Here is a 26,211-nt window from a genome sequence, read left to right as displayed (position 1 = left end):
GAATGGCAATCGCCAAGGTCAACGGCGTCGAGGTCGAGTTCGAACCCGGCATGACGGTTCTGCAGGTCGCGGAACTGGCTGGGGAAGAGATCCCGCGCTTCTGCTATCACGAGCGTCTGAGCATCGCCGGCAACTGCCGCATGTGCCTGGTCGAGGTTAAGCCCGGTCCGCCGAAGCCGCAGGCTTCGTGCGCCCTGCCGGCCGCCGAGGGCCAGGAGATCTTCACCAACACCCCGATGGTCAAGAAGGCCCGCGAAGGTGTGATGGAGTTCCTGCTCATCAACCACCCGCTGGACTGCCCGATCTGCGACCAGGGCGGCGAGTGCGACCTGCAGGACCAGGCCGTCGGCTACGGCCGCGACGACAGCCGCTACGACGAGAACAAGCGCGCGGTCGAAGAGAAGGCCATGGGCCCGCTCATCAAGACCGTGATGACGCGCTGCATCCAGTGCACCCGCTGCGTCCGCTTCATCACCGAAGTCGCCGGCTCGCCGGAAATCGGCCTGATCTCGCGTGGCGAAGACGTTGAAATCACGACCTATCTGGGCGCCGCGGTGACCTCGGAACTGTCGGCCAACGTGATCGACCTGTGCCCGGTCGGCGCCCTGACCTCCAAGCCGTACGCCTTCGAAGCCCGTCCGTGGGAACTGAAGAAGACCGAAAGCATCGACGTGATGGACGCGCTCGGCTCGTCGATCCGCGTCGACGGCCGCGCCAACGCCGTTCTGCGCGTGCTGCCGCGCATCAACGAAGACGTCAACGAAGAGTGGATCTCCGACAAGACCCGCTACGCCGTCGATGGCCTGCAACGCCAGCGTCTTGACCGTCCGTACGTTCGCGTCGACGGCAAGCTGAAGCCGGCCACGTGGGCTGAAGCCTTCGCCGCCGTCTCGGCCAAGATCAAGGCGACCGCCCCTGAGCGCATCGGCGTCATCGCCGGCGACCTGCAGGACGCCGAAAGCCTGAAGGCGACCAAGGACCTCTTCACCGCCCTGGGCGTGAAGAACCTCGACGCCCGCCAGGACGGCGTCGCCCTGGGCGCCGGCCCGCGCGAAAGCTGGCTGTTCAACTCGACCATCGCCGGCATCGAAGACGCCGACGTCGTCCTGTTCGTCGGCACGAACCCGCGCCTCGAGGCTCCGGTTCTGAACGCCCGCTTCCGCAAGCAGTGGATCGCCGGCAAGACCCGCTTCGGCGTCATCGGCGAGCAAGCCGACCTGACGTTCGACTACGACTACCTCGGCGCCGGGGCCAAGACCCTGTCGGGCCTGGCCAAGGCCAAGAACGACTTCGTCGCCGCCTTCAAGGCCGCCGAGCGTCCCGCGATCATCATCGGCCAGGGCGCCATCGCCCGCGCCGACGGCGCGGCGATCCTCAAGGCCGCCGCCGGCCTCGCCAAGACCTTCAAGGTCGTCCGCGAAGGTTGGAACGGCTGGAACGTGCTGCACACCGCCGCCGCCCGCGTGGCCGGCCTCGACCTGGGCTTCGTCCCGGCCGAGGGCGGTCTGGCCGCCGGCGACATGCTGAAGCCGGGCGCGCTGGACGTGCTGTTCCTGCTGGGCGCCGACGAGTGCGAAAGCGCCGCCAGCGACGCCTTCAAGATCTACCTTGGCACCCACGGCGACGCCGGCGCCCACAAGGCCGACGTCATCCTGCCGGGCGCCGCCTACACCGAAAAGAACGGCCTGTACGTCAACACCGAAGGCCGCGTCCAAATGGGCAAGCGCGCCGTGTTCCCGAAGGGCGAGGCCAAGGAAGACTGGTCGATCCTGCGGGCGCTGTCGGAAACCCTGGGCCACAAGCTGCCGTACGACAGCCTGGACCAGCTGCGCGCCAAGCTGTTCGCCGATCACCCGACCTTCGGCCAGATCGACTTCGCCCCGGGCTCGGTCCCCACCGTGTTCGACCTCGCCGCCGTCGGCGGGGAAGGGGAGGCGACCGACGCTCCGTTCGAGAGTCCGGTGAAGGCCTTCCACCTGACCAATCCCATCGCGCGCGCCAGCGTGACCATGGCCGAGTGCGCGGCCAACGTCTCGGCCGCCTCCAAGATCGCCGCGGAGTAAGCCGTGAACGAGATCAATCCGCTTCTCTGGTTCGGCCTCACGCTCGGCGGCATCCTGCTGGTCGTGATCTGGGTTCTGCTGAGCCTGGCCTTCCTGCTGCTGGCCGACCGCAAGATCTGGGCCGGCGTCCAGATGCGCAAGGGCCCCAACGTCGTTGGTCCCTTCGGCCTGCTGCAGTCCTTCGCCGACTTCGGCAAGTTCGTGCTGAAGGAAATCGTCATTCCGGCCGGCGCCGACAAGGCCATCTTCCTGCTGGCCCCGCTGATCAGCCTGGTTCTGGGCTTCATCGGCTGGGCCGTGGTGCCGTTCGCGCCGGGCTGGGTCGTCTCCAACCTGAACGTCGGCATCCTCTACCTGCTGGCGATGAGCTCGCTGGGCGTCTACGGCATCATCATGGGCGGCTGGGCTTCGAACTCGAAGTACCCGTTCCTGGGCGCCCTTCGTTCGGCGGCGCAGATGGTGTCGTACGAAGTCTCGATCGGCCTGATCATCATCACGGTGATCCTGCTGGCCGGCTCGATGAACCTGTCGACGATCGTCGAGGCCCAGTCGGGCTGGATCTGGAACTGGAACGTCTTCGGCGGCGGCCTGAAGAACATCGTCCTGCTGCCGGTCATGGTGATCGCCATGGGCATGTTCTACATCTCGGCCCTGGCCGAGACGAACCGCCCGCCGTTCGACCTGCCGGAAGCTGAATCCGAACTCGTGGCCGGTTACCAGGTCGAGTATTCCTCGACCCCGTACCTGCTGTTCATGGTCGCCGAGTATTCGAACATCGTTCTGATGTGCGCCATGATCAACGTGCTGTTCTTCGGCGGCTGGAACCCCGGCTTCCCGACGGACTTCATGGCCACCTGGCCGACTTTCGCGGCCAACCTGCTGCTGGCCTTGGTGTTCTACGCCAAGATCTGCTTCTGGTTCTTCATGTTCGCCATGGCCAAGGCCATCGTGCCCCGCTACCGCTACGACCAACTGATGCGCCTGGGCTGGAAGGTCTTCCTGCCGATGTCGCTGGTGCTGGTCGTCCTGGTCGCGGCCTGGCGCGTCTTCTCGCCGGTGGCGGGATGAGGCGTCCGTTCGCCTTGGCCCTGACGGGGCTGGTCCTGATCTCGACGGGCGCCTGCGCGTCCGCCGAGCAGGCCGGTTCCTATTCGCTGGGGCGAGGGATCGTGAACTACGACGAGCTGCGTCGGGCCGGCGACAAGTGCCAGGCCGAAGGCGGATCGTTGCAAGCCAAGATGGACGGGGGAGATCCCGCCCAGCTTTCGAACTACACCTGCGTCATTCCGAAGGTTAAGCGGCCATGATGAGTCGTATCACCCAAGCCGTCAAAGGCGTCGCCCTGCTGGACTTCGCGGGCGCCTTCGGCCTGGCCATGAAGTATCTGGTCGCGCCGAAGAAGACCGTGATCTATCCGAACGAGCGCGGCCCGCAGTCGCCCCGTTTCCGCGGTGAGCACGCCCTGCGTCGCTATCCCAACGGGGAAGAGCGCTGCATCGCCTGCAAGCTGTGCGAGGCCATCTGCCCGGCCCAGGCGATCACCATCGAAGCCGAACCGCGCGAGGACGGCAGCCGCCGTACGACCCGGTACGACATCGACATGGTCAAGTGCATCTACTGCGGCCTGTGCCAGGAGGCCTGCCCGGTGGACGCCATCGTCGAAGGCCCGAACATCGAGTTCGCGGTCGAGACGCGTGAAGAGCTCTACTACGACAAGGAAAAGCTGCTCGACAACGGTGACCGTTGGGAACGGCTGATCGCGAAGAATCTGGAGTTGGACGCTCCGTACCGCTAAACGGTCGGCGCGAATCCGAGTTGGCGGCGTGTGCTTCGCACGTCGCTGTTATTTGAACTTATCAGGGGAGCACCTGGGCCAATGGCCTTGCAGGCGATAGCTTTCTACTTGCTGGCGTTCGTGACCATTGCGGCGGGTCTTCTCGTCGTTTCGGCCAAGAACCCCGTGCACTCGGTGCTCTTCCTGATCACCGCCTTCTTCTCGGCCGCAGGCCTCTTCGTCCTCCTGGGCGCGGAGTTCCTCGCGATGCTGCTGATCGTCGTCTATGTGGGCGCGGTCGCGGTGCTGTTCCTCTTCGTCGTCATGATGCTCGACATCGACTTCGAAGCGCTTCGGGACGGCTTCGCCCAGTACCTGCCGATCGGCGGTCTGGTCGGCGGCGTCCTGACGATCGAGATGATCATGGTCGCCGTCAGCGTGGCCACCAACGGCGCGGCCGCCAAGAACGCCGCTCCGCTGGCGTCGCCGGGCGGTGTCAGCAACACCGAGGCCATCGGCCGGGTGCTCTACACCGACTACATCTTCTTCTTCCAGGCGGCGGGCCTGGTGCTGCTGGTCGCGATGATCGGCGCCATCGTCCTGACTCTGCGTCACAAGCCGGGCGTCAAGCGCCAGGACATCGGCAAGCAGGTCGCCCGCACGCCCAAGACCGGAATGGAACTCGTGCAGATCAAGCCGGGCGAGGGGATCAGCGAATGATCGGCCTTCCGCATTACCTCATCGTCGCCGCCATCCTTCTGACGATCGGCGTCTTCGGGATCTTCGTGAACCGCAAGAACATCATCGTCATCCTGATGTCGATCGAGCTGATCCTGCTGGCGGTGAACATCAACCTGGTCGCCTTCTCGGCCTACCTGCACAACGTGGTGGGCCAGATCTTCGCGATGTTCGTGCTGACCGTGGCGGCCGCCGAGGCGGCCGTGGGCCTCGCCATCCTGGTGACCTTCTTCCGGAACCGCGGCGACATCGCGGTCGACGACGCCAGCATGATGAAGGGCTGACCCAGTGCAATCGCTCGTCACCATTCTCGTCTTCGCCCCGCTGCTGGGCGCGATCATCGCCGGCCTGTTCGGCCGGCGGATCGGCAACGTCGCTTCGCAAGCCGTCACCACGGGCCTGCTGATCCTGGCCTGCGCGCTGTCGTGGGTCACCTTCAGCCAATGGACCTGGGGTCACATGGAGGCCTTCACGGTCTCGCTGCTGCCCTTCATCCACGTGGGCGACTTCATCGCCAACTGGTCGATCCGCATCGACGCCCTGTCGGCGACCATGCTGATCGTGGTCACGACCGTCTCGGCGCTCGTGCACATCTACTCCTGGGGCTACATGGCCGAGGACGACAGCAAGCCGCGCTTCTTCGCGTACCTGTCGCTCTTCACCTTCGCCATGCTGTCGCTGGTCACCGCCGCCGACTTCATGCAGCTGTTCTTCGGCTGGGAAGGCGTGGGTCTGGCCTCGTACCTGCTGATCGGCTTCTGGTTCAAGAAGCCCTCGGCCAGCGCGGCCGCCATCAAGGCCTTCGTCGTCAACCGCGTCGGCGACTTTGGCTTCGCCCTCGGCATCATGACCGTCTACTGGGCGTTCGGCACGATCAACTTCGCCGAGCTGTTCCCGATGATCCAGGCGGGCGCCGCCCGCAGCTGGCAGTTCGCCGGCCATAGCTGGCCGCTGGTCGACATCGCCTGCTTCCTGCTGTTCATCGGCGCGATGGGCAAGTCGGCCCAGTTCTTCCTGCACACCTGGCTTCCGGACGCCATGGAAGGCCCGACCCCGGTGTCGGCCCTGATCCACGCGGCCACCATGGTGACCGCCGGCGTCTACATGCTGTGCCTGCTGTCGCCGATGTTCGAGTACGCCCCCGTGGCCAAGAACATCGTCACGGTCATCGGCGCGGTGACGGCTCTGTTCGCCGCCACGGTCGGTCTGACCCAGAACGACATCAAGCGCGTCATCGCCTACTCGACCTGTTCGCAGCTGGGCTACATGTTCTTCGCGGCCGGCGTGGGCGCCTATCAGGCGGCCATGTTCCACCTGTTCACGCACGCCTTCTTCAAGGCCCTGCTGTTCCTGGGCGCCGGTTCGGTGATCCACGGCATGCACCACGAGCAGGACATGCGTCGGTACGGCGCCCTGGCCAAGATGCTGCCGGTGACCTTCATCGCCATGACGATCGGCACGATCGCCATCACGGGCCTCGGATTCCCGCCGCTGCACCTGGGCTTCGCCGGCTTCTACTCGAAGGACACCATCATCGAAGCCGCGTTCGCCGCGGGCGGCCACAACCAGATCGCCATGTTCGCGTGGGTGATCGGCGTGCTGGTCGCGGGCCTGACCTCGTTCTACTCGTGGCGCCTGGCCTTCTTCACCTTCAACGGCAAGGCCCGCTGGGGTCATGACGACCATGGCCATGATGCGCACGGCGCTCACGGCCACGACGATCACGCGCACGCCGCCCATGGTCATGACGACCACGCCCACGGCGCGCACGACGATCACGGTCATGACGACCATGGCCACGGCCATGATCACAAGCCGCACGAGAGCCCCTGGGTGATGCTGTTCCCGCTGGTCGTGCTGTCGATCGGCGCGGTCGCCGCTGGCTTCGTCTTCACCGGCTACTTCGTGGGTCACCACGAGGCCGAGTTCTGGCGCGGCGCGATCTACAACGCCCCGACCAACCACGTGCTGCACGACGCGCACAACGTTGCGACCTGGGTGAAGTGGAGCCCGCTGATCGCCTCGCTCATCGGCCTGGCCATCGCCGTCTACGTCTACCTGATCAAGGGCAACGAGCGGCTGGGTCTCAAGCTCGCCGAGCGCAAGGGTCCGCTGTACGTGTTCTTCTACAACAAGTGGTTCTTCGACGAGCTGTACGACGCCACCTTCGTGCGCGCCGCCAAGTTCCTCGGCGACCTGTTCTGGAAGGGCGGGGACCAGAAGATCATCGATCGCCTGGGTCCCGACGGCGTCAGCGCCGTCTCCTACGCCGTCGGCCGCAAGACGGGCAAAGCCCAGACCGGCTACGTCTACCACTACGCTTTCGTCATGCTGCTCGGCGTCGCCGGCCTGCTGACGTTCGCCCTTTACGCATTCCGTTGAGGACGGATCGATGACTGGTCTGCTCAGCCTTACGACCTTCGCTCCGCTCGTCGGCGTGGCCCTGATCCTGGCGGCTCGCGCCGCCAAGGGCGCGGGCGCCGCCACCGACACCCTGGCCAAGTGGATCGCGCTCGCGACCACTCTGGTGACCTTCGCCCTGGCGCTGGTGCTGACGCTCCAGTTCGACGCCAAGAACCCGGGCTTCCAGTTCGTGGAAGACATCGCTTGGTTCGCCGGCCTGCATTACCGCATGGGCATCGACGGCATTTCGGTGCTGCTGGTCCTGCTGACCGCCTTCCTGCTGCCGATCTGTATCGTGGCCAGCTGGAAGTCGGTCGAGAAGCGCGTCGTCGAGTACCTGATCGCCTTCCTGGTCCTCGAGACCCTGGTGATCGGCGTGTTCTGCGCGCTGGACCTGGTGCTGTTCTACCTCTTCTTCGAAGGGGGCCTGGTGCCGATGTTCCTGATCATCGGCATCTGGGGCGGCAAGCGCCGGATCTACGCGGCCTACAAGTTCTTCCTCTACACGCTGCTCGGCTCGGTGCTGATGCTGGCGGCCATCCTGGCCATGATCTCGATCGCCGGCACCTCGTCGATCCCCGAGCTGATGTCCTACAAGTTCGCGCCGTGGATCCAGACCTGGCTGTGGCTGGCCTTCTTCGCCTCGTTCGCGGTGAAGATGCCGATGTGGCCGGTGCACACCTGGCTGCCTGACGCCCACGTGGAAGCCCCGACGGCGGGTTCGGTCATCCTGGCCGGCATCCTGCTGAAGATGGGCGGCTACGGCTTCATGCGCTTCAGCATCCCGATGTTCCCGAACGCCTCGGAGATGTTCCAGCCGCTGGTGTTCGCCATGTCGGGCATCGCCATCGTCTACACCTCGCTGGTCGCCTTCCGTCAGACCGACATCAAGAAGCTGATCGCCTATTCGTCGGTCGCCCACATGGGCTTCGTGACCATGGGCATCTTCTCGGGCAACGCCACCGGCGAGCAGGGCGCCCTGTTCCAGATGATCAGCCACGGCGTCATCTCGGGCGCGCTCTTCCTCTGCGTCGGCGTCGTCTACGACCGCATGCACACCCGCGAGATCGCCTTCTATGGCGGCCTGACCAACCGCATGCCGCACTACGCCTTCGTGTTTCTGCTGTTCACGATGGGCAACGTCGGCCTGCCGGGCACCTCGGGCTTCGTCGGCGAAATCCTGACGATGACCGGCGTCTATCAGGCCTCGACCTGGACGGCGATCGTGTCGGCCACTGGCGTGATCCTGTCGGCGATGTACGCCCTGACGCTGTACCGCCGCGTCATGTACGGCGAGATCGTCAACCCGGAACTGAAGACGATCACCGACCTCGACGCGCGCGAGATCGTGCTCTTCGTGCCGCTGATCATCATGACCCTGGTGCTCGGCATCTATCCTAATCTTGTGTTCAACCTGACCGCGTCGTCCGTCGACGGGCTCGTCGGCGCCTGGCGCGCCGCCGTGGGCGGGTGAGGGGCCCCATGACGTTCTCCGCCAACATCTCCCTCGTCCTGCCGGAACTGCTCCTGGGCGTCTCCGCCCTGGTGCTGCTGGTCTGGGGCGCCTTCGCCAAGAAGACCTCGCCGGTCTTCACCGGCGCCGCCGTCCTGGCCCTGCTGGCCGCCGCCGTGCTGGCGGCGATCAGCCCGCACGGTCACGCCTTCAACGGCGTCTACTCGGCTGACGCCGCCTCGGCCTTCGCCAAGGTCGCGATCTTCGTGTTCAGCGCCATCGCCGTCGTGCTGGGCGACCGCTGGCTCGCCGCCCGCGGCGACCAGAAGTTCGAGTTCCCGGTCCTGGTCGTGCTGTCGGCCGTCGGCATGGGCATCACGGCCTCGGCCGGCGACCTGATCAGCCTCTATATCGGCGTCGAGCTGCAATCGCTGGCCCTGTACGTCCTGGCGGCCTTCCGCCGCGACGACGCCAAGGCCTCGGAAGCGGGCCTGAAGTACTTCGTGCTGGGCGCGCTGTCGTCGGGCATCCTGCTGTACGGCGCCTCGCTGATCTACGGCTTCGCCGGTTCGACCCGCTTCGCCGATATCGCCGCCGCCTCACACGGCGCTCACGGCCTTGGCCTGCTGTTCGGCCTGATCTTCGTGATCTGCGGCCTGGCGTTCAAGGTTTCGGCCGCCCCGTTCCACATGTGGACGCCGGACGTCTACGAAGGCGCCCCGACTCCGGTCGTCGGCTTCTTCGCCGCCGCGCCGAAGCTGGCCGCCATGATGATGTTCGCCCGCGTGCTGGGCGACGCCTTCCCCGACGCCGTGTCGCAATGGCGCCAGGTGCTGATCATCGCGGCCCTGCTGTCGGTGTTCGTCGGCGCCTTCGCGGGCCTGGCCCAGACCAACCTCAAGCGCCTGTGGGCCTATTCCTCGATCGCCAACGTCGGTTACGCCCTGCTGGGCGTGGCCACCGGCGGCGAGACCGGCCTGCACTCGATGCTGATGTTCATGGTCCTCTACATGGTCGACGTCACCGGCTTCTTCGCCTGCCTCCAGGCGCTGAGCCGCGACGGCAAGCCGCTGGAGACCATCGAGGACATGGCCGGCCTGGTGAAGGAACGTCCGGGCATCGCCCTGGCCATGACCGCGTTCTCGCTGTCGGCCCTGGGCCTGCCGCCGTTCTCGGGCTTCTGGGCCAAGTTCTACGTCTTCAAGGCCGCCATGGGCTCGGGCGACGTGCCGCTGCAGTGGGCCGCCGTCCTGGGCCTGGTCGGCAGCGTCGTGGCCGCGTTCTACTACCTGCGCCTGATCAAGGCGATGTGGTTCGACGCGCCCGTCGGCGCGGTGGACAAGCCGCAACCGACCGCTCGCGCGATCGGCTTCGCCGCGGCGCTGTTCTCGTTCCCCGTCGTGCTGGTCGCGCTGGTCTGGCTCGACCCCGCCGCCAAGCTCGCGGCGGCCGCTTTCGGCCACCTCTGACGTGACGGGCGGCCCCCCGTTCGACAACGGGGCGGGCAAGGGGCCGCCCGTCGTCGTTTTCGACGAGATCGACTCGACGAACGCCGAGGTCCGCCGCCGCGCAGAAGCGGGGCGGACCGAGCCCGTCTGGATCGTCGGCCTGCGGCAGACCGCGGGCCGGGGCCGCCGGGGCCGCGCCTGGGAAACCGGCGACGGCAACCTGGCCGCCACGCTTCTGCTCACCCTCGACAAACCGCCGGCCGAAGCCGCCCAGGTCTCGTTCGTCGCCGCCCTGGCGGTGGCCGACCTGCTGGCGACCTACGTGCCCGAGCGCCTGGTCAGCCTGAAATGGCCCAACGACCCGATGGTGGGCGGCCTCAAGATCAGCGGTATCCTCATAGAGTCCGGCAAGTCGCCGGACGGCGGCCTGTGGCTGGCCGTTGGGATCGGGGTGAACCTGGCCCGCAAGCCCATCGACAGCGAGCGCCCGACCACGGCCCTGCCGACCTGGCGCGCCGAGCCGCCGCCGTCGCCCGTCGAGGCGATCGGGGTGCTGGCCGCGTCGTTCGACCGCTGGCTGGACGTCTGGATGCGCCTGGGCTTTCCCGCCATCGCCGACGCCTGGACCGCCAAGGCCCACGGAATGGGCGAACTATGCATCGCCCGGCTCGGCAACGAGACGGTCGAGGGCATAGCCGAGGGCCTCGACGGCGATGGGGCCTTGCGCCTGCGCCTGGCTGACGGCCAACTGCGCCGGATCACCGCCGGCGACGTCTTCTTCGGAGCTTCGTGATGCTGCTGGCCATCGAACAGGGCAACACCAACACCATGTTCGCCATTCACGACGGCCAGTCGTGGATCGCCCAGTGGCGGGCCGCCACCGAGAGCACCCGCACCGCCGACGAGTACGTCGTGTGGCTGTCGCAGCTGATGTCGATGCAGGGCCTGGGCTTCCGCTCGCTGGACGCCTGCATCATCTCCAGCGTCGTGCCCCAGTCGCTGTTCAACCTGCGCAACCTGTCGCGTCGCTACCTGAACGTCGAGCCGCTGGTGATCGGCGAGAACGCCCGTCTGGGCGTCGACATCCGCATCGACAAGCCGTCCGAGGCCGGCGCCGACCGCCTGGTCAACGCGGTAGGCGCCAGCATGGTCTACAAGGGCCCGCTGATCGTAATCGACAGCGGCACGGCCACCACCTTCGACGTCGTGGCCGCCGACGGGGCCTTCGAGGGCGGCATCATCGCCCCGGGCATCAACCTTTCCATGCAGGCCCTGCACGAGGCGGCCGCCAAGCTGCCCCGCATCGCCATCCAGCGTCCCGGCAAGATCGTGGGCACCGACACGGTCGGCGCCATGCAGTCGGGCGTGTTCTGGGGCTACATCTCACTCATCGAAGGGCTCGTCTCGCGCATCAAGGAAGAGCGCGGCGAGAACCTGACCGTGGTCGCCACCGGCGGCGTCGCCTCGCTGTTCGAGGACGCCACCGACAGCATCGACCACTTCGACCCCGATCTGACCATCCGTGGTCTCCTCGAAATTCACCGCCGCAATACCCACCTAGAGTCCGAATGAAAAAGCAAACCAACGACGAACTCGTCTTCCTGCCGCTGGGCGGGTCGAACGAGATCGGCATGAACTTCAACCTGTACGGCTTCGGGCCCGCCGACGACCGCAAGTGGATCGTCGTCGACCTCGGCGTCACCTTCGGCGACCAGACGACGCCGGGCGTCGAGATCATCCTGCCCGACCCCGAGTACATCGTGCCCTATGCGGACGACATCCTCGGCATCGTCCTGACTCACGCCCACGAAGATCACCTGGGCGCCGTCGCCTGGCTGTGGCCGCAACTGAAGGCGCCGGTCTACGCCACGCCCTTCACTGCCTTCCTGCTGCGCGAGAAGCTGCGCGACGCCAACCTCCTGGACGAGGTCGAGATCATCGAGGTGCCGCTGAGCGGCAGCTTCGACCTTGGCCCCTTCCACCTGGAAATGGTCACCCTGACCCACTCGATCCCCGAGCCGAACGGCCTGGCGATCAAGACCCCGCTGGGCACGGTCCTGCACACCGGCGACTGGAAGATCGATCCCGATCCCCAGCTGGGCGCGGCCACCGACGTCGACGCCCTGCGCCGCCTGGGCGACGAGGGCGTGCTGGCCATGGTCTGCGACAGCACCAACGTCTTCGTCGAGGGCGAGTCCGGCTCGGAAGCAGACGTCCGGGTCGAGCTGAACAAGCTGATCGGCAGCCTGACGGGCAAGATCGCCGTGGCCTGCTTCGCCTCGAACGTGGCGCGCATGGACACCGTGATCCGCGCCGCCCAGGCCGCCGGCCGCAAGGTCTGCCTCGCGGGCCGCTCGATGCACCGCATGGCCGCCGCCGCCCGCTCTGTCGGCCTGCTCGAGGGCCTGGACCCGTTCGTTACCGACGATCAGGCCAAGCACATGCCGGAAAACGAGATCCTCTATCTCTGCACCGGCAGCCAGGGAGAGGCGAGGGCGGCCCTGGCCCGCATCGCCGAGGGCAACCACCCGCACGTCAAGCTGTCGTCGGGCGACCACGTGGTGTTCAGCTCGCGCGTGATCCCGGGTAACGAGATCCCGATCCGCAACCTGCAGAACAAGCTGGCCGACCGCGGCGTGCGCCTGCACACCGAGCGCGACACCCCCGGCATCCACGTCAGCGGCCACCCGTGCCGCGACGAGCTGAAGCAGATGTACCAGTGGGCCCGCCCGCAGATCGCGGTGCCGACCCACGGCGAGCGCCGCCACCTGCTCGAGCACGCCGCCTTCGCCAAGGATCTGCAGGTCCCGCACGCCGTCAGCCCGCGCAACGGCGACATGGTGCGCCTGGCGCCGGGTCATCCGGAGATCATCGACGAGGTGCCGGCCGGTCGCCTGTACGTCGACGGCGGCGTCGTGACGCCCGAGAACGGCGAGGCCCTGCGCGAGCGTCGCCACGCGGCGTTCAACGGCGTGCTGGCCGTGTCGATCGTGCTGGACGGCCGCAACAAGATCGTCTCGGGCCCGCAGGTCCGTGGTCTGGGTCTGGCCGGCGACGAGGAATACCCCCTCGACGAAGCGCTCGACGACCTGGCGGAAGAGGCCGAAGAGGCGTTCAAGCGCCTGTCGGGCGACGACCGCGAGATCGACGAGACCATCGAGAACGCCATCTCGCGCGCGGTGAAGAAGGCCGCCTTCCGCATCTGGGAACGCAAGCCGGTCGTCGAGACGACCGTCCTGCGCCTCTGACGTCCGAATGAGCATCGACGACCAGACCCCGCCTGATCCCCGCGAGCCGCCGCCGCGGCGCGAGGGGATCTTCGGCCAGGGGCCGGCCGTCATCTGGTTCGAGGCCTGGCCGGTCCTGGTGACCCTGGGCCTGATCTGGATCGTCTTCGCCGCCCAGCTGGCCAGCGCGCCGCTGGGGCTGGAGGAGCGGATGCTCAGCTACGGCGCCTTCCACCCCGGCAACTTCCGGGACGGCCTGTGGTGGACGCCGCTGACCTCGATGTTCCTGCACGCCGGCTGGCTGCACGTGGTGATGAACTCGGCGGCTCTGGTCGCCCTGGGCCCCGGCATCGCCCAGCGCCTGGGGCGCGATGCCGTCGGCGGCCTGCTGTTCGCAGGCCTTTATCTGGGCTGCGGTCTGGCCGGCGTGGCGCTGGCCGGGCTGATGATGCCCGACGCCTGGCTACTGGGTGCGTCCGGCGCCATCTGCGGCCTGTGGGGCGCGGGCGCCCGCCTGGTCGGGCCGGGCAGGGAAGAGCTGCATCCGATCTTCTCCAAGGCCGTCGGCCGTTCGGCCCTGTCCTTCGGCGTGATGAACCTGATCGTCGTGGTCGCCGCCGGCGCCTACGGCTTGGCCAGCCAGCAGGGCCTGATCCTCGTCTCCTGGCAGGCCCATCTGGGCGGCTTTGTCCTGGGTCTTGTGCTGGTTGGCGTGCTGCCCGTCCGCTTCCACTGGCTGAGGGGCCTTCGCGGCGCTTGACTGCCGCGACCGGAGGCGCGGTTAGTTGGTCTCCAACACCGCACCAGCCCGGGACAGGAACCATGATCGGCAGGCTCAACCACATCGGCGTCGCCACGCCCTCTATCGACGAGTCGGTGAAGATGTACCGCGAGCTGCTGGGCGCCACCTCGGTGACCGAGAAGTGGGCCATGCCCGAGCAGGGGGTCTGGGTCTGCTTCGTCAACCTGCCCAACAGCCAGATCGAGCTGATCGAGCCCTACGGCGAGAAATCCCCGATCCACGCCTTCCTGGCCAAGAACCCCAAGGGCGGTCAGCATCACGTCTGCTTCGAGGTCGAGAACATCTACGAAGCCCGTGACGCTCTGGTCGCCAAGGGCGCGACCGTGCTAGGCGAGCCCAGGATCGGCGCCCATGGAACGCTGATCATCTTCGTTCACCCCAAGGACATGGGCGGCATGCTCGTGGAATTGATGGAAAGCCCCAAGGACGCGCATCACTGATGGGCCCGATCACCAGCGTCGCCATCTTCCTGACCATCTGGTGGACGGTGCTGTTCGCCGTGCTGCCGCTGGGCACGCGCAGCTATCACGAGATGGGAATCGAGCCGCCGCCCGGGGCCGATCCCGGCGCGCCGGTGAACCCCAACCTGAAGCGCAAGTTCTTCACCACCACCTGCGTGGCGGTCGTGCTGTTCGCGATTCTGTGGCTGGTGGTGAAGTTCCAGTTGGTCAGCCTGCCGGACCTGCCCTCGACCTACTGAAAACTTTTGCAGCCGCAGGCTGGGCGCCCAAGGGTTGTGCGACCTGCGATCTCCTGCCCGCCAAACGCCCATGTCTTGGGCGAAACGCGCGGAGCTTGTACGCCGGCGGCAATCGCATGCCCCAACAGCCGTTCGAGAGTCGTAGATTGTCATGACGAGGCCGGGTTCGGCCTTGCTCTGTGGCGTCTTCCCCGACGATGAACTTGAACGGCCGCGCGATTGAACCGCGCGGCCTTCTTTTCGTTTAGCTTGGCCAGAAGGCGTCGGGCGAAGGGAGAGGGCGGGCTCATGGCCCAACTCTTTCGACAGTCAGCCGCCTTCGACACCCAAAGCGTCATCTTTTCGCCGCGCGCGTTGCCAAGCTGAACGGCGACCGGCTATCTCAACGCCTCGAATACTCCCGGAGACGTCTCGTCCATGCGCCTGTCGCGCTACTTCCTGCCCGTCCTGAAAGAAGCTCCTTCCGATGCCCAGATCGCTTCGCACCAGCTGATGCTGCGCGCGGGCATGATCCGCCAGGAGGCCGCCGGCATCTATGCGTGGCTGCCACTGGGCCTGCGGGTGCTCAACAAGATCGAGCAGATCGTCCGCGAGGAAATGGATCGCGCCGGCGCCATCGAGCTCTTGATGCCGACCCTGCAACTCGCCGACCTGTGGCGCGAGTCGGGCCGCTACGACGCCTACGGTCCGGAGATGCTGCGCATCACCGACCGTCATGAGCGCGAGCTGCTGTACGGGCCCACCAACGAGGAGATGGTCACCGAGATCTTCCGCGCCTCGGTGCGGAGCTACAAGGACCTGCCCAAGAACCTCTATCACGTGCAGTGGAAGTTCCGCGACGAGCGCCGTCCGCGCTTCGGCGTGATGCGCGGCCGCGAGTTCCTGATGAAGGACGCCTACAGCTTCGACCTCGACGCCGAGGGCGCGCGCAAGTCCTACAACCGCATGTTCGTGGCCTACCTGAACCTCTATGCCCGCATGGGTCTGAAGGCCGTGCCGATGCGCGCCGACACCGGCCCGATCGGCGGCGACCTGTCCCACGAGTTCATCGTGCTGGCCGAGACGGGCGAAAGCGCCGTCTTCTGCCACAAGGACCTGGTCGAGATGGATCCGCCCGGCGCCGACGTCGACTGGTACGGCGACCTGCAGCCGCTGGTCGACCAGCGCACGGCCCTCTACGCCGCCACCGAGGAAATGCACGACGAAGCCGCCTTCGACGCCATTCCCGAGGGCGATCGCCTGTCGGCCCGCGGCATCGAGGTCGGCCACATCTTCTCGTTCGGCACGAAGTACTCCGAGCCGATGAAGGCCCTGGTCATGGGCCCGGACGGCAAGGAAGTGCCGGCCCAGATGGGCAGCTACGGCGTCGGCGTCTCGCGCCTGCTGGGCGCGATCATCGAGGCCAGCCACGACGAAGGCGGCATCATCTGGCCGGAAAGCGTCGCGCCGTTCCACGTCGGCATCGTCAACATGCGCCAGGGCGACGCGGCCTGCGACGAAGCCTGCGAGGCCGCCTACAAGGCGCTGCAGGCCGCCGGCGTCGACGTGCTCTATGACGACACCGATGCTCGTGGGGGCGCCAAGTTCGCCACCATGGACCTCATCGGCCTGCCCTGGCAGCTGATCGTCGGCCCCAAGGGCGTCGCCGAGGGCGTGGTCGAGCTGAAGAACCGCAAGACCGGCGAGCGCGTGTCCGAGCCGCTCGACGCGGTTCTGGCCCGCCTGACCGGCAAGGCCGCCGCCTGATGGCGTTCGGCGCGGGGCCTTTCGGGATCTGGGAACGGACGGTCGCCTGGCGTTACCTGCGCACCAAGCGCAGAAACGGCGGCGTCGCCCTGATCTCGATCATTTCCTTCGTCGGGGTGATGCTGGCGGTGTTCGCCCTCATCACCGTGATGAGCGTCATGAACGGCTTCCGCGCCGAGCTCCTCGGCCGGCTGCTCGGCTTCAACGGCCACATCTACGCCCAGGGACCGCTGGTGAACGGCCCCGACCGCGAGGGCGTGATCGCGCGCATCAAGGGCGTGCCGGGCGTCATCCAGGCCGCGCCTCTGGTCGAGGCCCAGGCCATGGTCATCGGTCCCAACCAGGTGACCGGCGCCATCGTCCGCGGCGTCAATCCCGCCGACCTGCGCGGCATGAAGCTGATCTCCGACAACATCAAGCAGGGCTCGCTCAAGGGCTATGGCGAGGGCGAGTACGGCGGCGACATGGTGCTGATCGGCGACCGCATGGCCCGCAACCTGGGTCTTTCGGTCGGCGACCCGATCACCCTGATCTCGCCCTCGGGCCCGGCCACCGCCTTCGGAACCTCGACGCGTGAGAAGGACTACGTCGTCGGCGGCGTGTTCAGCGTCGGCATGAGCCAGTTCGACGAGAGCTACGTGATGATGCCGCTGGCCCAGGCGCAACTATTCTTCGGGCGCGACACGGCCATCGACTATGTCGAGGTCAAGCTTACCGATCCCGACGACGCCAAGCTGACCAAGGCCGCCATCGAACAGGCCGTCGGCCCCGGCGCTTTCATCACCGACTGGATGGACAAGAACGCCAGCTACTTCAACGCCCTGCAGGTCGAGCGCAAGGTGATGCGGCTGATCCTCTTCATCCTGGTGGCCATCGCGACCCTGAACATCATCTCGGGCCTGGTCATGCTGGTTAAGAACAAGGGCCGCGACATCGCCATCCTGCGCACCATGGGCGCCAGCCAGTCGTCGATCCTGCGGATCTTCGTCATGGCCGGGGCATCCATCGGCCTGGCCGGCACCCTGACCGGCCTGCTGCTGGGCGTGCTTTTCTGCGCCAACATCACCGCCATCCAGAACTTCGTCGAATGGGCGACCGGCACGGCGGTGTTCAGCGCCGACATCTATTTCCTGGCTCACATCCCAGCCAAGATCGACTGGACCGAGGTGGGCGCCATCGTCACCGTTTCCACCCTGATGAGCGTGCTGGCCACCCTGCCGCCGGCGCTGCGGGCTTCGCGCCTCGATCCGGTTGAGGCCCTTCGCTATGAGTAGCCCCGTCCTTTCGCTGCGCGGCGTCGAGCGCACCTACGTCACCGAGGCCGGCAAGCTGACCGTGCTGCGCGGCGCCGATCTCGACGTCTATCCGGGCGAGGTCGTGGGCCTGATCGGGCCGTCGGGTTCGGGCAAGTCGTCGCTGCTGCACGCCGCGGGCCTGCTGGAGCGCCCGGACGCCGGCATCATCGCCGTCGACGGCCGCGACTGTTCCAAGCTTTCCGAGCGCCAGCGCACCAAGGTTCGGCTGTCGACCGTGGGCTTCGTCTACCAGTTCCACCACCTGCTGCCCGAGTTCTCGGCGGTCGAGAACGTGGTGCTGCCGCAGATGATCGCCGGGCGCCGTCGCGCAGAGGCTCGCGAGCGCGCCGTCGGCCTGCTGAGCCAGCTGGGTCTTGCCGCGCGCGTCGATCACCAGCCGGGCCAGATGTCGGGCGGCGAGCAGCAGCGCGTGGCCATTGCTCGCGCCCTGGCCAACAGCCCCAAGGTGCTGCTGGCCGACGAGCCGACCGGCAATCTCGACCCGGCGACCTCGGCGGCGACCTTCCAGGCGCTGTACGACCTGGCGCGGGGGCAGGGCGTCGCCGCCCTGATCGCCACCCACAACATGGAACTGGCGCGCTACATGGACCGCGTGTTCGCCCTGCGCGACGGCCACCTGGAGCCCCAGACGTTCTAGGCACGGGCGAGAACCTCGCCCTTCGACAAGCTCAGGGTGAGGTTTCCTGGTGCGTGGCCTTGCCCTGTTCCTCATCCCGAGCCTGTCGAATGGCGAGGAACACGCACCAGACTGAATTCAGAGTAGCGCCTGCCGCATAGCCGCGAAGAACCCCGCCTGGTCGATCTTCTTGATCACCCGGGCGTTGGGTTCGCGACGCTTGAGGGCCGGGTCGGCGATCTCGATATCCGGCAGGATCGAGTGCGAGACGCTGAGATAGCCGCGGGTCAGCTCGCCCATGGTTTCCACGTCGATCACGCAGCGCTCGGCTTCCAGCACCAGGGCCTCGTCCAGCATGGCTGCGCAGGTCAGGGCGTCGGGGTGCAGGCTGCCGTCCAGGCCCTCGGTGTCGCGGGCGAAGGCCAGCGAGGCCTCGTTGACCTTGGTGAAGAACTTGGCGCGCGGCGTGCCCAGGGCGTCGAGTTCAGCCAGCTGCGCCGTGGTCAGCAGGCCGTCGCGCAGGGTCTCGGTCCAGGTCACGACATGCAGGTCGAAGCCGGCGTTGACGACGATCTTGGCCGCCTCGGGATCGACATAGAAGTTGTACTCGGCCGCCGGCGTGACGTTGCCGACGCCGTTGTCGGTGCCGCCCATCACCCAAAGGGCCTTGGCGGCCTGGGCGATGCGGGGCTCGCGCAGCACGGCCAGGGCGATGTTGGTCAGCGGCGCCTGGGCCAGCAGGGTGATCTCGCCGGGCGCTTCCATCACCCGCCGCACGATCTCGTCGGCCGCGTGGCCGGTGGAGGGGCGCTGGACGGTCTTCGGGAAGGCCGCGTCGCTCATCCCGTCCTCGCCGAACACGTAGGCGGCGTCCAGCGGCAGGCGGCTGAACGGTCTGCCGGCGCCCAGATAGACCGGAACGCCGGCCGCCTCGCAGGCCTCCAGCGTCACCAGGGCGTTCTCGGCGTGCTGATCGAAGCCGACATTGCCGTGGCTGATGGTGATGGCCTCGACGCTGACGCCTGGGCGGCGCAGGGCGAGCATCAGGGAGAAGACGTCGTCTCCGGCGGTGTCTGTGTCGATGATCAGGCGCATGGCGCGGCTTCTGCCGTGTTCCGGCCGGGAAGGCCAGAGCCGCCCGGTTGATCCGCGACCTTGCGCCGCGCGCGACAAAAAAGCTCGCAACTTGCCTGTGGACTATTGCGATGAGAACAAAGGGGGAATATAGAACAAAAAGGCAACTGGCCGACGAGCTGTGGAGGGATGTTATGGTCCGGATCGCGCGTGAGTCTTTGGCGCTTGTATCTGTCGCCGGGTTCGTCTGGATGATGTGTTCGGTCGCCCAGTTGGTGGCCTGAGTCGGAAAGCAGCGAGGTCGAGGTCATGTCGGGTGTTGAGGGTCAGGGTTTCGTCCACCTTCGCGTCCGGTCGGCCTATTCGCTGCTGGAAGGGGCCATCAAGGCCGACAAGATCCCGGGCATGGCCGCCGCTGGCGGCATGCCCGCCGCCGGGATCACCGATCGGGCCAACCTGTTCGGCGCCCTGGAATTCTCGGTCTATTCCAAGGACAACGGCGTTCAGCCGATCATCGGCTGCGCCCTGCCGGTGAAGGGGATCGGCGCCAAGCCGTCCGAGCGTTGGTCGCGTGAGCCGACGATCACCCTGCTGGTGCAGAACGAGCGGGGCTATCTGAACCTCTCGGAGCTGTCGTCGCTGGCCTATCTGGAAAGCGGCGAGCTGGCCGAGCCGGTGGTGCCCTGGGCCAAGGTGGTCGAGTACTCCGAAGGCCTGATCCTGCTGTCGGGCGGAACCGACGGTCCGGTCGACAACCTGTTCGCCGCCGGCAAGACCGCCGAGGGCGTCGCGGCCCTGGCCGAGATGCAGAAGGTGTTCGGCGACCGCTTCTATGTCGAGCTGCAGCGGCACGGGCTGCCCCAGCAGGCGGCGGCCGAGCCGGGGCTGGTGGACTGGGCCTATGAGCACGACGCCCCGCTGGTGGCGACCAACGACTGCTACTACGCCAAGCCCGAGCTTTACGACGCCCACGACGCGCTGCTGTGCATCGCCGACGGCTCGTTCGTGGGTCAGGACGAACGCCGTCGGGTGACGCCCGAGCACTGGTTCAAGCCGGTCGACGAGATGCGCAAGCTGTTCGCCGACCTGCCGGAGGCCTGCGACAACACCCTCGACATCGCCCGTCGTTGCGCCTTCATGGTCAAGAAGCGCGATCCCATCCTGCCCAGCTTCCCCACCGGCGACGGCCGCAACGAGGCCGAGGAACTGGCGCACCAGGCCCGTGAAGGCCTGCGCATGCGCCTCGAGGGCCTGACCCTGGCGATGGATGAGCGCGTCTACTGGGAGCGGCTCGACTTCGAGCTCGGCATCATCGTCAAGATGGGCTTCCCCGGCTACTTCCTGATCGTTTCCGACTTCATCAAGTGGGGCAAGGATCACGGCATTCCGGTGGGGCCGGGGCGGGGGTCGGGCGCCGGCTCGCTGGTCGCCTGGGTGCTGACCATCACCGACCTCGACCCGCTACGCTTTGGCCTGCTGTTCGAGCGCTTCCTCAATCCCGAGCGGGTTTCCATGCCCGACTTCGACGTCGACTTCTGCCAGGAGCGCCGCGAAGAGGTGATCGCCTACGTGCAGGACAAGTACGGCCGGGACCGCGTGGCCCAGATCATCACCTTCGGTTCGTTGCAGGCCCGCGCCGTGCTGCGCGACGTCGGCCGGGTGATGCAGCTGCCCCTGGGCCTGGTCGACCGCCTCTGCAAGATGGTGCCCAACAACCCGGCCGCGCCGGTGACCCTGGCCCAGGCGATCGATATCGAGCCGCGCCTCAAGCAGGCCAAGAACGAGGACGCCAACGTTTCCAACTGCCTGGACGTGGCCCTGCAACTGGAAGGCCTGTTCCGCAACGCCTCGACCCACGCCGCCGGCGTGGTGATCGGCGACCGGCCGCTGACCCAGCTGACCCCGCTCTACAAGGATCCGCGTTCGGACTTCCCGGCCACCCAGTTCAACATGAAGTGGGTCGAAAGCGCAGGCCTGGTGAAGTTCGACTTCCTGGGCCTGAAGACCCTGACGGTGCTCGACCGCGCGGTGAAGCACCTGCGCAAGCGCGGCATGGAGGTGGATCTGGGCCGCCTGCCGTTCGACGACGCCAAGAGTTACGAACTGCTCGCCTCGGGCCAGACGGTCGGCGTTTTCCAGCTCGAAAGCCAGGGCATGCGCGACACCCTGCGCAAGATGCGCTGCGGCTCGATCGAGGAGATCACCGCGCTGATCTCGCTCTATCGTCCGGGTCCGATGGACAACATCGACACCTTCGTCGACTGCAAGTTCGGCCGAAAGCCCGTCGACACCCTGCACCCGTCCCTCGAAGGCGTGCTGCGCGAGACCTACGGGGTCATCGTCTACCAGGAGCAGGTGATGCAGATCGCCCAGATCCTGGCCGGCTACAGCCTGGGCGAGGCCGACCTGCTGCGCCGCGCCATGGGTAAGAAGAAGAAGGAGGAGATGGATCTCCAGAAGATCCGTTTCGTCTCCGGCGCCAAGGAGAAGGGCGTTCCCGAAGAGCAGTCGGGCTCGATCTTCGAACTGGTGGCCAAGTTCGCCGGCTACGGCTTCAACAAGAGCCACGCGGCCGCCTACGCCCTGATCGCCTACCAGACGGCCTGGTTGAAGGCCAACACGCCGGTCGAGTTCCTCGCCGCGTCGATGAGCCTCGATATCTCCAACACCGACAAACTGGCGGTCTTCCACCAGGACGCTCGCCGCTTCAACATCACGGTGCGGGCCCCGGACGTGAACCGCTCGGGCGCCGACTTCGAGGTCGAGAACGGCGAGGTGCTCTACGCGCTGGGCGCCGTCCGCAATGTCGGCCTGGAAGCGATGAAGCATCTGGTCGCCGTGCGCGACGAGGGCGGTCCGTTCCGCGACATCTTCGACTTCGTCGAGCGCGTGGACCCCAAGCAGGTCAACAAGCGCGCCATCGAAAACCTGGCTCGCGCCGGGGCCTTCGACTCGTTCAACAAGAACCGCGCCCAGCTGTTCGCCAACGCCGACGTGCTGATCGCCCACGGCCAGAGCGTGGCGGCCGATCGCCAGGGCGGCCAGCACGCCCTGTTCGGCGGCGACGCGGCCGCCAGTCGTCCGCGCCTCAAGAAGGTCGAGCCCTGGACCCAGGTAGACCTGCTCGACGAAGAGTTGTCGGCGATCGGATTCTACCTGACCGGTCACCCGCTGGAGGACATGGTCGGGATGCTGCGCCGGCGGCGCACCGTAATGCTGACCGAGGCCATGGCCCAGGCCGAGGCCGGCGCCGAGGCGCTGCGCATGTGCGGCATCGTCCGCCGCCGCCAGGAGCGCGCCTCCCAGAGCGGCGAGCGTTTCGCCTTCGTGTCGCTGTCGGACCCGTCGGGCGAGTACGAGGTGCTGTTCCCTCCGGAATCCCTGCGCAAGTGCCGCGACGTGCTCGAGCCGGGCAAGGGCGTGGTCATCAAGGTCCGCTCCAAGGCCCGTGACGGCGAGGTGCGCTTCTTCGGCGACGACGCCGAGCCGATCGAGAAGGCCATCGAGAACGTGGTGGCGGGCCTGCGCGTTCACCTGTCGCCGGCCGCCACCGAAATCGAGGCCCTCAAGCGCCGTATCGAGCCGGCCATGACCCAGAAGGGCGGCGAGATCAGTTTCGTCGCCGCCCTGGGCGGCGGGCGCGAGATCGAGCTCAAGCTTCCGGGCCGCTACACGCTGGATGCTTCGCTGCGCGGGGCGCTGAAGACCGCGCCAGGCGTGGCGCTGCTGGAAGACATCTAGCGTCCGAGTTTCCGTTGTTAGCGTTCGAGTTTCCGGTGTCGAGGCTTGGTTCGCATCGGTCTTGCAGTCGAAGAAGCTGGGGCGTTCTGCGCGTGGTCCTGGGCTGGAGACGGAGTCGCGAGCGACTGGTCCTTGGTCCAGGGACGGCGGCTCGCGGCGGAGAATGATTGGCGCCGGGCTATGTCGGGCGCGTTGGTCGGGTGTTCGTCCGGCCGGGGTGGCATGGCGGCGGCCTCATGAAGTGAGGCGTTGTCGGGTCCCGACCGCGGCTCGCACCTGAGAGTGTCGGTAGGCCCTTATGCCAGGTGGGAAACGCATCGGGGCCGCGGAAGATCTGATGGAAGGCCTGGGCCGTGAGCCAGCCCGGCGCTCTTGGGAGGATGCGATGACGATGCACGCTGGCGGTTGTCAATGCGGCAAGGTCCGCTTCGAGGTCGAGGCTGACCTGTCGCAGACCATCACCTGCAACTGCTCGCGCTGCGGCAAGCTGGGTTCGGTCCTGGCCTTCGCGCCGATCGACGCGTTCCGGCTGCTGTCGGGCGAGGAAGCCCTCACCGAGTACCGGTTCAATACGGGCAAGATCCAGCATCTGTTCTGCGCCGATTGCGGCATTGAGGCCTTCGCTCGCGGCGAGGCGCCCAACGGTGCGAAGATGGCGGCTATCAATGTCCGATGCGTCGACGGTGTCGACGTATTTGCTCTGGAGCCCCAGCAGGTGGACGGCAAGTCGTTCTAGCAAAGACCCTCGGGCGCGCGGGCCGGCAGTCACCCGACGATCGCTTCCGGATTCGTTCCTGCGTGCGAGGGCGGGGACAGGTGGAGGGCGTGGGGCGTTCGACCCGCGCCTTTCTCTTGGGGCTCAGCTTGGATCCAGCTTTCATGGGCACGCTCAGCCAGGGGCGCGGGGATCGTTGCCTATCGATCGGCATGGGGGCGGCGAGCAGGTTCCTTGGTCCCTCTGGACCTGTTGCGTCCGCGCTGGACTGGCTTCAGGCCCGCCACAGCGCGCGCTTTCGGTCGGGGAACGACGGTTCGGATGGGCATGAGGGCGTTCCGGGGAGGAGGAGGGCGGTCGCTCAGCTCGGCGCCCGGCCCGGAGCCGGCGCGCGTCAGCCCGAGAGCTGCCTTGCCCCGGGCGTGAGGTGTTCGGCGCGTTCATGAGCAGACGCGGCGCCTGCATGGCGGGCGCTGTCTGCGCCCCGCAGGCCTGGCCGTCACGTTCTCCAGGGATCAGCGGGCGGTGAACCCGGCCACGGCCGGAACCGCGGGCACGCCGGCCTCCGAGGCGAACGTTCGGAAGCGGGCGTCGTTGAACCCGACCTCTTAACTGCGCCCGGCCTGGACGGTGCAGGCCAGGGGGAACCTGCGCCGGTCCGTGGCGGCCTGGCGTCGCAGGCCGGGAAGGTGGCCGGGTTCCGGGTTACGAAAGACCAGCCGGCGGGGACCACGGCGCCGACCGCAGGGGAGGCGGCGACAACGCGCGGCGGCGTGGGCGACTTGGGTGCGGCGTGTTCGGCGACGGCCAGGGCGGCGAAGGCGCCGATTGCGACGGCCAGGGCGGTGATCATGGAAGCTCCGGCGATGAGGGGCCAGGCGGCCCGTCGTGAACGGCCCAGCGCAGGGTCTTGGCGGAGCGCCCTGGGCGGGGCCACCCCGATTTTCTCGTCCCAGGTTTCTCGTGGCGTTGTCCGGGGCGCAGCGACGGCCACGAGCCGCGCCAGCTGGCGTGCTGCCAAGGCCGGTCTTGCGACGGGCCTCGCGCAGGCGTTCAACGACCGCGCCTTCGCTGACCCCAAGCGCGATGGCTCCGCGCCAGGAGCAGCAGGGCCTTGCGCCCGGCGTCCGAAAGGCGGGAAAGGCCGGGCATCGGCATTCGGCTCACGGTTCGCGAACTGCGTGCGGCGCCGAGCATATTCAACCTTCTTGGCCCGCGGCGGGCAATCTCGTGCCGGCGCGGATGGCCAGGAGGTCTGTTGCGACGCCGCCGACGGCGAAGCCATGCGTGCAGCGGCGGATGTCCGGAAAGAAAGCCCCTTCCGGCCGGCGTCCGTCGGGAAAGGCTTGCATTCCCGACGTTTCACGACTATCTGCGCGCCATTCCACACGTGGACGTTCGGCAGCGTCGGGGAGACATCCCGTCGTCGCCGTTCCGGTCCCGCCTCCAGAATGGTCTGGAGCGGGGGTGTCCACGGAGGTTCAACCGGAAAAAGGATAAAGGCCCGATGGCTCTTCCCGAATTCTCCATGCGTCAGCTCCTCGAAGCCGGCGCCCACTTCGGCCACCAGACGCACCGCTGGAACCCGAAGATGGACCGCTACATCTTCGGTTCGCGCTCGAACATCCACATCATCGACCTGTCGCAGACCATCCCGCTGCTGCACCAAGCGCTGGTGAAGGTCCGTGAAGTCGCCGCCGCCGGCGGCCGCGTGCTGTTCGTCGGCACCAAGCGCCAGGCTTCGGATCCGGTCGCCACGGCCGCCAAGCGCTGCGCCCAGTACTACGTCAACCACCGCTGGCTCGGCGGCACCCTGACCAACTGGCGCACCGTCTCGGGCTCGATCGCTCGCCTGCGCGAACTGGAAACCGTCCTGTCGGGCGAAGGCCTGGGCCGTTCCAAGAAGGAACTGCTGCAGCTGACCCGCGAGCGCGACAAGCTGGAACTGTCGCTGGGCGGTATCAAGGACATGGGCGGCATCCCCGACATCATGTTCGTGATCGACACCAACAAGGAAGCGATCGCGATCCTCGAAGCCCGCAAGCTGAACATCCCGGTCGTCGCCATCCTCGACACCAACTGCGATCCGGACGGCATCACGTACCCGATCCCGGGTAACGACGACGCCGCCCGCGCCCTGCAGCTGTACTGCGACCTGATCGCCGACGCCGTCCTCGACGGCCTGGCCGCCGGCCAAGCCGCTTCGGGCGTCGACCTGGGCGCTTCGGCCAACCCGGTCGAGCCGGCCCTGGCCCGCGAACTGGCTCCGGAAGCCGCTGCTGAAGAAGCCGCTGCTCCCGCCGCCGACGAATCGGCCGCCGGCTGATTTTTCTTCGGCCGCCGGTCTCCTCGGGAGAACGGCGGCCGTCGCGCTACCGACACGCGACCGGGCTAT

23 protein-coding genes are annotated in these 26,211 nt (G+C 67.2%); 22 read left to right on the top strand and 1 reads right to left on the bottom strand.

Annotated features, from left to right (window positions below):
• The first annotated feature begins 2 nt into the window (after nucleotides 1-2).
• The 18 genes from nuoG to P7A99_RS12485 all read left to right on the top strand — a co-directional run bounded on the left by nuoG (nucleotide 3) and on the right by P7A99_RS12485 (nucleotide 18,307).
• On the top strand, nucleotides 3-2,063 hold the full coding sequence (nuoG, locus tag P7A99_RS12570) for an NADH-quinone oxidoreductase subunit NuoG (RefSeq protein ID WP_277794186.1): 2,061 nt from the start codon (nucleotides 3-5) through the stop codon (nucleotides 2,061-2,063).
• Between the two features lie 3 nt (nucleotides 2,064-2,066).
• A complete protein-coding gene (gene nuoH / locus P7A99_RS12565) occupies nucleotides 2,067-3,131 on the top strand; it encodes an NADH-quinone oxidoreductase subunit NuoH (protein ID WP_101719843.1) in 1,065 nt (354 codons plus the stop codon).
• On the top strand, nucleotides 3,128-3,370 hold the full coding sequence (locus P7A99_RS12560; protein ID WP_277794185.1) for a hypothetical protein: 243 nt from the start codon (nucleotides 3,128-3,130) through the stop codon (nucleotides 3,368-3,370). Before nuoH ends, P7A99_RS12560 begins: the two co-directional genes overlap by 4 nt.
• Entirely contained in the window at nucleotides 3,367-3,858 is a 492-nt protein-coding gene (nuoI, locus tag P7A99_RS12555; protein WP_058346359.1) for an NADH-quinone oxidoreductase subunit NuoI, read from the top strand. Before P7A99_RS12560 ends, nuoI begins: the two co-directional genes overlap by 4 nt.
• A gap of 81 nt (nucleotides 3,859-3,939) precedes the next feature.
• Nucleotides 3,940-4,557 carry an NADH-quinone oxidoreductase subunit J gene (locus tag P7A99_RS12550; RefSeq protein ID WP_101719842.1) on the top strand — a complete coding sequence of 206 codons (618 nt, stop codon included), beginning with the start codon at nucleotides 3,940-3,942 and terminating at the stop codon, nucleotides 4,555-4,557.
• Nucleotides 4,554-4,859 carry an NADH-quinone oxidoreductase subunit NuoK gene (gene nuoK, locus P7A99_RS12545; RefSeq protein WP_101719841.1) on the top strand — a complete coding sequence of 102 codons (306 nt, stop codon included), beginning with the start codon at nucleotides 4,554-4,556 and terminating at the stop codon, nucleotides 4,857-4,859. Before P7A99_RS12550 ends, nuoK begins: the two co-directional genes overlap by 4 nt.
• Before the next feature lie 4 nt (nucleotides 4,860-4,863).
• A complete protein-coding gene (gene nuoL / locus P7A99_RS12540; protein ID WP_277794184.1) occupies nucleotides 4,864-6,957 on the top strand; it encodes an NADH-quinone oxidoreductase subunit L in 2,094 nt (697 codons plus the stop codon).
• Nucleotides 6,958-6,967: 10 nt separating this feature from the next.
• Complete coding sequence (locus tag P7A99_RS12535; protein ID WP_277794183.1) at nucleotides 6,968-8,452, top strand: NADH-quinone oxidoreductase subunit M; 1,485 nt, start codon at nucleotides 6,968-6,970, stop codon at nucleotides 8,450-8,452.
• Nucleotides 8,453-8,460: 8 nt separating this feature from the next.
• Nucleotides 8,461-9,900 carry an NADH-quinone oxidoreductase subunit NuoN gene (gene nuoN / locus P7A99_RS12530; protein WP_277794182.1) on the top strand — a complete coding sequence of 480 codons (1,440 nt, stop codon included), beginning with the start codon at nucleotides 8,461-8,463 and terminating at the stop codon, nucleotides 9,898-9,900.
• A gap of 1 nt (nucleotide 9,901) precedes the next feature.
• Nucleotides 9,902-10,672 (top strand): biotin--[acetyl-CoA-carboxylase] ligase, encoded by a 771-nt coding sequence (locus tag P7A99_RS12525; RefSeq protein ID WP_277794181.1) that lies wholly within the window; start codon nucleotides 9,902-9,904, stop codon nucleotides 10,670-10,672.
• On the top strand, nucleotides 10,669-11,451 hold the full coding sequence (locus P7A99_RS12520) for a type III pantothenate kinase (RefSeq protein ID WP_277794180.1): 783 nt from the start codon (nucleotides 10,669-10,671) through the stop codon (nucleotides 11,449-11,451). The genes P7A99_RS12525 and P7A99_RS12520 overlap by 4 nt, the downstream gene beginning before the upstream one ends.
• Complete coding sequence (locus tag P7A99_RS12515) at nucleotides 11,448-13,127, top strand: ribonuclease J (protein ID WP_277794179.1); 1,680 nt, start codon at nucleotides 11,448-11,450, stop codon at nucleotides 13,125-13,127. Before P7A99_RS12520 ends, P7A99_RS12515 begins: the two co-directional genes overlap by 4 nt.
• Nucleotides 13,128-13,134: 7 nt before the next feature.
• Nucleotides 13,135-13,866: a rhomboid family intramembrane serine protease gene (locus P7A99_RS12510; RefSeq protein WP_277794178.1), complete on the top strand. Its 732-nt coding sequence runs from the start codon at nucleotides 13,135-13,137 to the stop codon at nucleotides 13,864-13,866.
• Nucleotides 13,867-13,928: 62 nt separating this feature from the next.
• Entirely contained in the window at nucleotides 13,929-14,348 is a 420-nt protein-coding gene (mce, locus tag P7A99_RS12505) for a methylmalonyl-CoA epimerase (protein ID WP_101719833.1), read from the top strand.
• Nucleotides 14,348-14,608, top strand: a complete 261-nt coding sequence (locus P7A99_RS12500) for a DUF1467 family protein (RefSeq protein ID WP_277794177.1) — start codon at nucleotides 14,348-14,350, stop codon at nucleotides 14,606-14,608. Before mce ends, P7A99_RS12500 begins: the two co-directional genes overlap by 1 nt.
• Nucleotides 14,609-15,025: 417 nt before the next feature.
• Complete coding sequence (gene proS, locus P7A99_RS12495; RefSeq protein WP_277794176.1) at nucleotides 15,026-16,354, top strand: proline--tRNA ligase; 1,329 nt, start codon at nucleotides 15,026-15,028, stop codon at nucleotides 16,352-16,354.
• Nucleotides 16,354-17,628 (top strand): lipoprotein-releasing ABC transporter permease subunit, encoded by a 1,275-nt coding sequence (locus tag P7A99_RS12490; protein ID WP_277794175.1) that lies wholly within the window; start codon nucleotides 16,354-16,356, stop codon nucleotides 17,626-17,628. The genes proS and P7A99_RS12490 overlap by 1 nt, the downstream gene beginning before the upstream one ends.
• Nucleotides 17,621-18,307, top strand: a complete 687-nt coding sequence (locus tag P7A99_RS12485; RefSeq protein WP_277794174.1) for an ABC transporter ATP-binding protein — start codon at nucleotides 17,621-17,623, stop codon at nucleotides 18,305-18,307. The genes P7A99_RS12490 and P7A99_RS12485 overlap by 8 nt, the downstream gene beginning before the upstream one ends.
• A gap of 117 nt (nucleotides 18,308-18,424) precedes the next feature.
• On the opposite strand, the gene P7A99_RS12480 is transcribed toward P7A99_RS12485, so the two are convergent.
• The gene (locus P7A99_RS12480; protein WP_277794173.1) at nucleotides 18,425-19,381 is read right to left on the bottom strand and encodes a nucleoside hydrolase; all 957 of its coding nucleotides are present in this window, start codon (nucleotides 19,379-19,381) and stop codon (nucleotides 18,425-18,427) included.
• 110 nt (nucleotides 19,382-19,491) lie between these two features.
• On the opposite strand from P7A99_RS12480, the gene sidA reads away from it, so the two are divergent.
• The 4 genes from sidA to rpsB all read left to right on the top strand — a co-directional run bounded on the left by sidA (nucleotide 19,492) and on the right by rpsB (nucleotide 26,142).
• Nucleotides 19,492-19,644 (top strand): cell division inhibitor SidA, encoded by a 153-nt coding sequence (sidA, locus tag P7A99_RS25155; RefSeq protein WP_347276691.1) that lies wholly within the window; start codon nucleotides 19,492-19,494, stop codon nucleotides 19,642-19,644.
• A 25-nt stretch (nucleotides 19,645-19,669) separates the two neighbouring features.
• Nucleotides 19,670-23,101, top strand: a complete 3,432-nt coding sequence (dnaE, locus tag P7A99_RS12470; RefSeq protein ID WP_277794172.1) for a DNA polymerase III subunit alpha — start codon at nucleotides 19,670-19,672, stop codon at nucleotides 23,099-23,101.
• Between the two features lie 385 nt (nucleotides 23,102-23,486).
• Nucleotides 23,487-23,837, top strand: coding sequence for a GFA family protein (locus P7A99_RS12465; RefSeq protein WP_277794171.1), 351 nt, complete (start codon nucleotides 23,487-23,489; stop codon nucleotides 23,835-23,837).
• Between the two features lie 1,486 nt (nucleotides 23,838-25,323).
• Nucleotides 25,324-26,142, top strand: a complete 819-nt coding sequence (gene rpsB / locus P7A99_RS12460; RefSeq protein ID WP_277794170.1) for a 30S ribosomal protein S2 — start codon at nucleotides 25,324-25,326, stop codon at nucleotides 26,140-26,142.
• Nucleotides 26,143-26,211: the final 69 nt, after the last annotated feature.

The organism is Caulobacter endophyticus (assembly GCF_029543245.1).
GTDB classification, from domain to species: domain Bacteria; phylum Pseudomonadota; class Alphaproteobacteria; order Caulobacterales; family Caulobacteraceae; genus Caulobacter; species Caulobacter endophyticus_A.
This window is presented reverse-complemented; position numbering and strand designations above follow the sequence as displayed.

Bases quoted from the DNA above. Each gene is read 5' to 3' on its own strand.
- nuoG (WP_277794186.1), top strand. From the start codon at position 3: ATGGCAATCGCCAAGGTCAACGGCGTCGAGGTCGAGTTCGAACCCGGC.
- P7A99_RS12560 (WP_277794185.1), top strand. From the start codon at position 3,128: ATGAGGCGTCCGTTCGCCTTGGCCCTGACGGGGCTGGTCCTGATCTCG.
- nuoI (WP_058346359.1), top strand. From the start codon at position 3,367: ATGATGAGTCGTATCACCCAAGCCGTCAAAGGCGTCGCCCTGCTGGAC.
- P7A99_RS12550 (WP_101719842.1), top strand. From the start codon at position 3,940: ATGGCCTTGCAGGCGATAGCTTTCTACTTGCTGGCGTTCGTGACCATT.
- nuoK (WP_101719841.1), top strand. From the start codon at position 4,554: ATGATCGGCCTTCCGCATTACCTCATCGTCGCCGCCATCCTTCTGACG.
- P7A99_RS12535 (WP_277794183.1), top strand. From the start codon at position 6,968: ATGACTGGTCTGCTCAGCCTTACGACCTTCGCTCCGCTCGTCGGCGTG.
- nuoN (WP_277794182.1), top strand. From the start codon at position 8,461: ATGACGTTCTCCGCCAACATCTCCCTCGTCCTGCCGGAACTGCTCCTG.
- P7A99_RS12515 (WP_277794179.1), top strand. From the start codon at position 11,448: ATGAAAAAGCAAACCAACGACGAACTCGTCTTCCTGCCGCTGGGCGGG.
- P7A99_RS12510 (WP_277794178.1), top strand. From the start codon at position 13,135: ATGAGCATCGACGACCAGACCCCGCCTGATCCCCGCGAGCCGCCGCCG.
- mce (WP_101719833.1), top strand. From the start codon at position 13,929: ATGATCGGCAGGCTCAACCACATCGGCGTCGCCACGCCCTCTATCGAC.
- P7A99_RS12500 (WP_277794177.1), top strand. From the start codon at position 14,348: ATGGGCCCGATCACCAGCGTCGCCATCTTCCTGACCATCTGGTGGACG.
- proS (WP_277794176.1), top strand. From the start codon at position 15,026: ATGCGCCTGTCGCGCTACTTCCTGCCCGTCCTGAAAGAAGCTCCTTCC.
- P7A99_RS12490 (WP_277794175.1), top strand. From the start codon at position 16,354: ATGGCGTTCGGCGCGGGGCCTTTCGGGATCTGGGAACGGACGGTCGCC.
- P7A99_RS12485 (WP_277794174.1), top strand. From the start codon at position 17,621: ATGAGTAGCCCCGTCCTTTCGCTGCGCGGCGTCGAGCGCACCTACGTC.
- P7A99_RS12480 (WP_277794173.1), bottom strand. From the start codon at position 19,381: ATGCGCCTGATCATCGACACAGACACCGCCGGAGACGACGTCTTCTCC.
- sidA (WP_347276691.1), top strand. From the start codon at position 19,492: ATGAGAACAAAGGGGGAATATAGAACAAAAAGGCAACTGGCCGACGAG.
- dnaE (WP_277794172.1), top strand. From the start codon at position 19,670: ATGTCGGGTGTTGAGGGTCAGGGTTTCGTCCACCTTCGCGTCCGGTCG.
- P7A99_RS12465 (WP_277794171.1), top strand. From the start codon at position 23,487: ATGACGATGCACGCTGGCGGTTGTCAATGCGGCAAGGTCCGCTTCGAG.
- rpsB (WP_277794170.1), top strand. From the start codon at position 25,324: ATGGCTCTTCCCGAATTCTCCATGCGTCAGCTCCTCGAAGCCGGCGCC.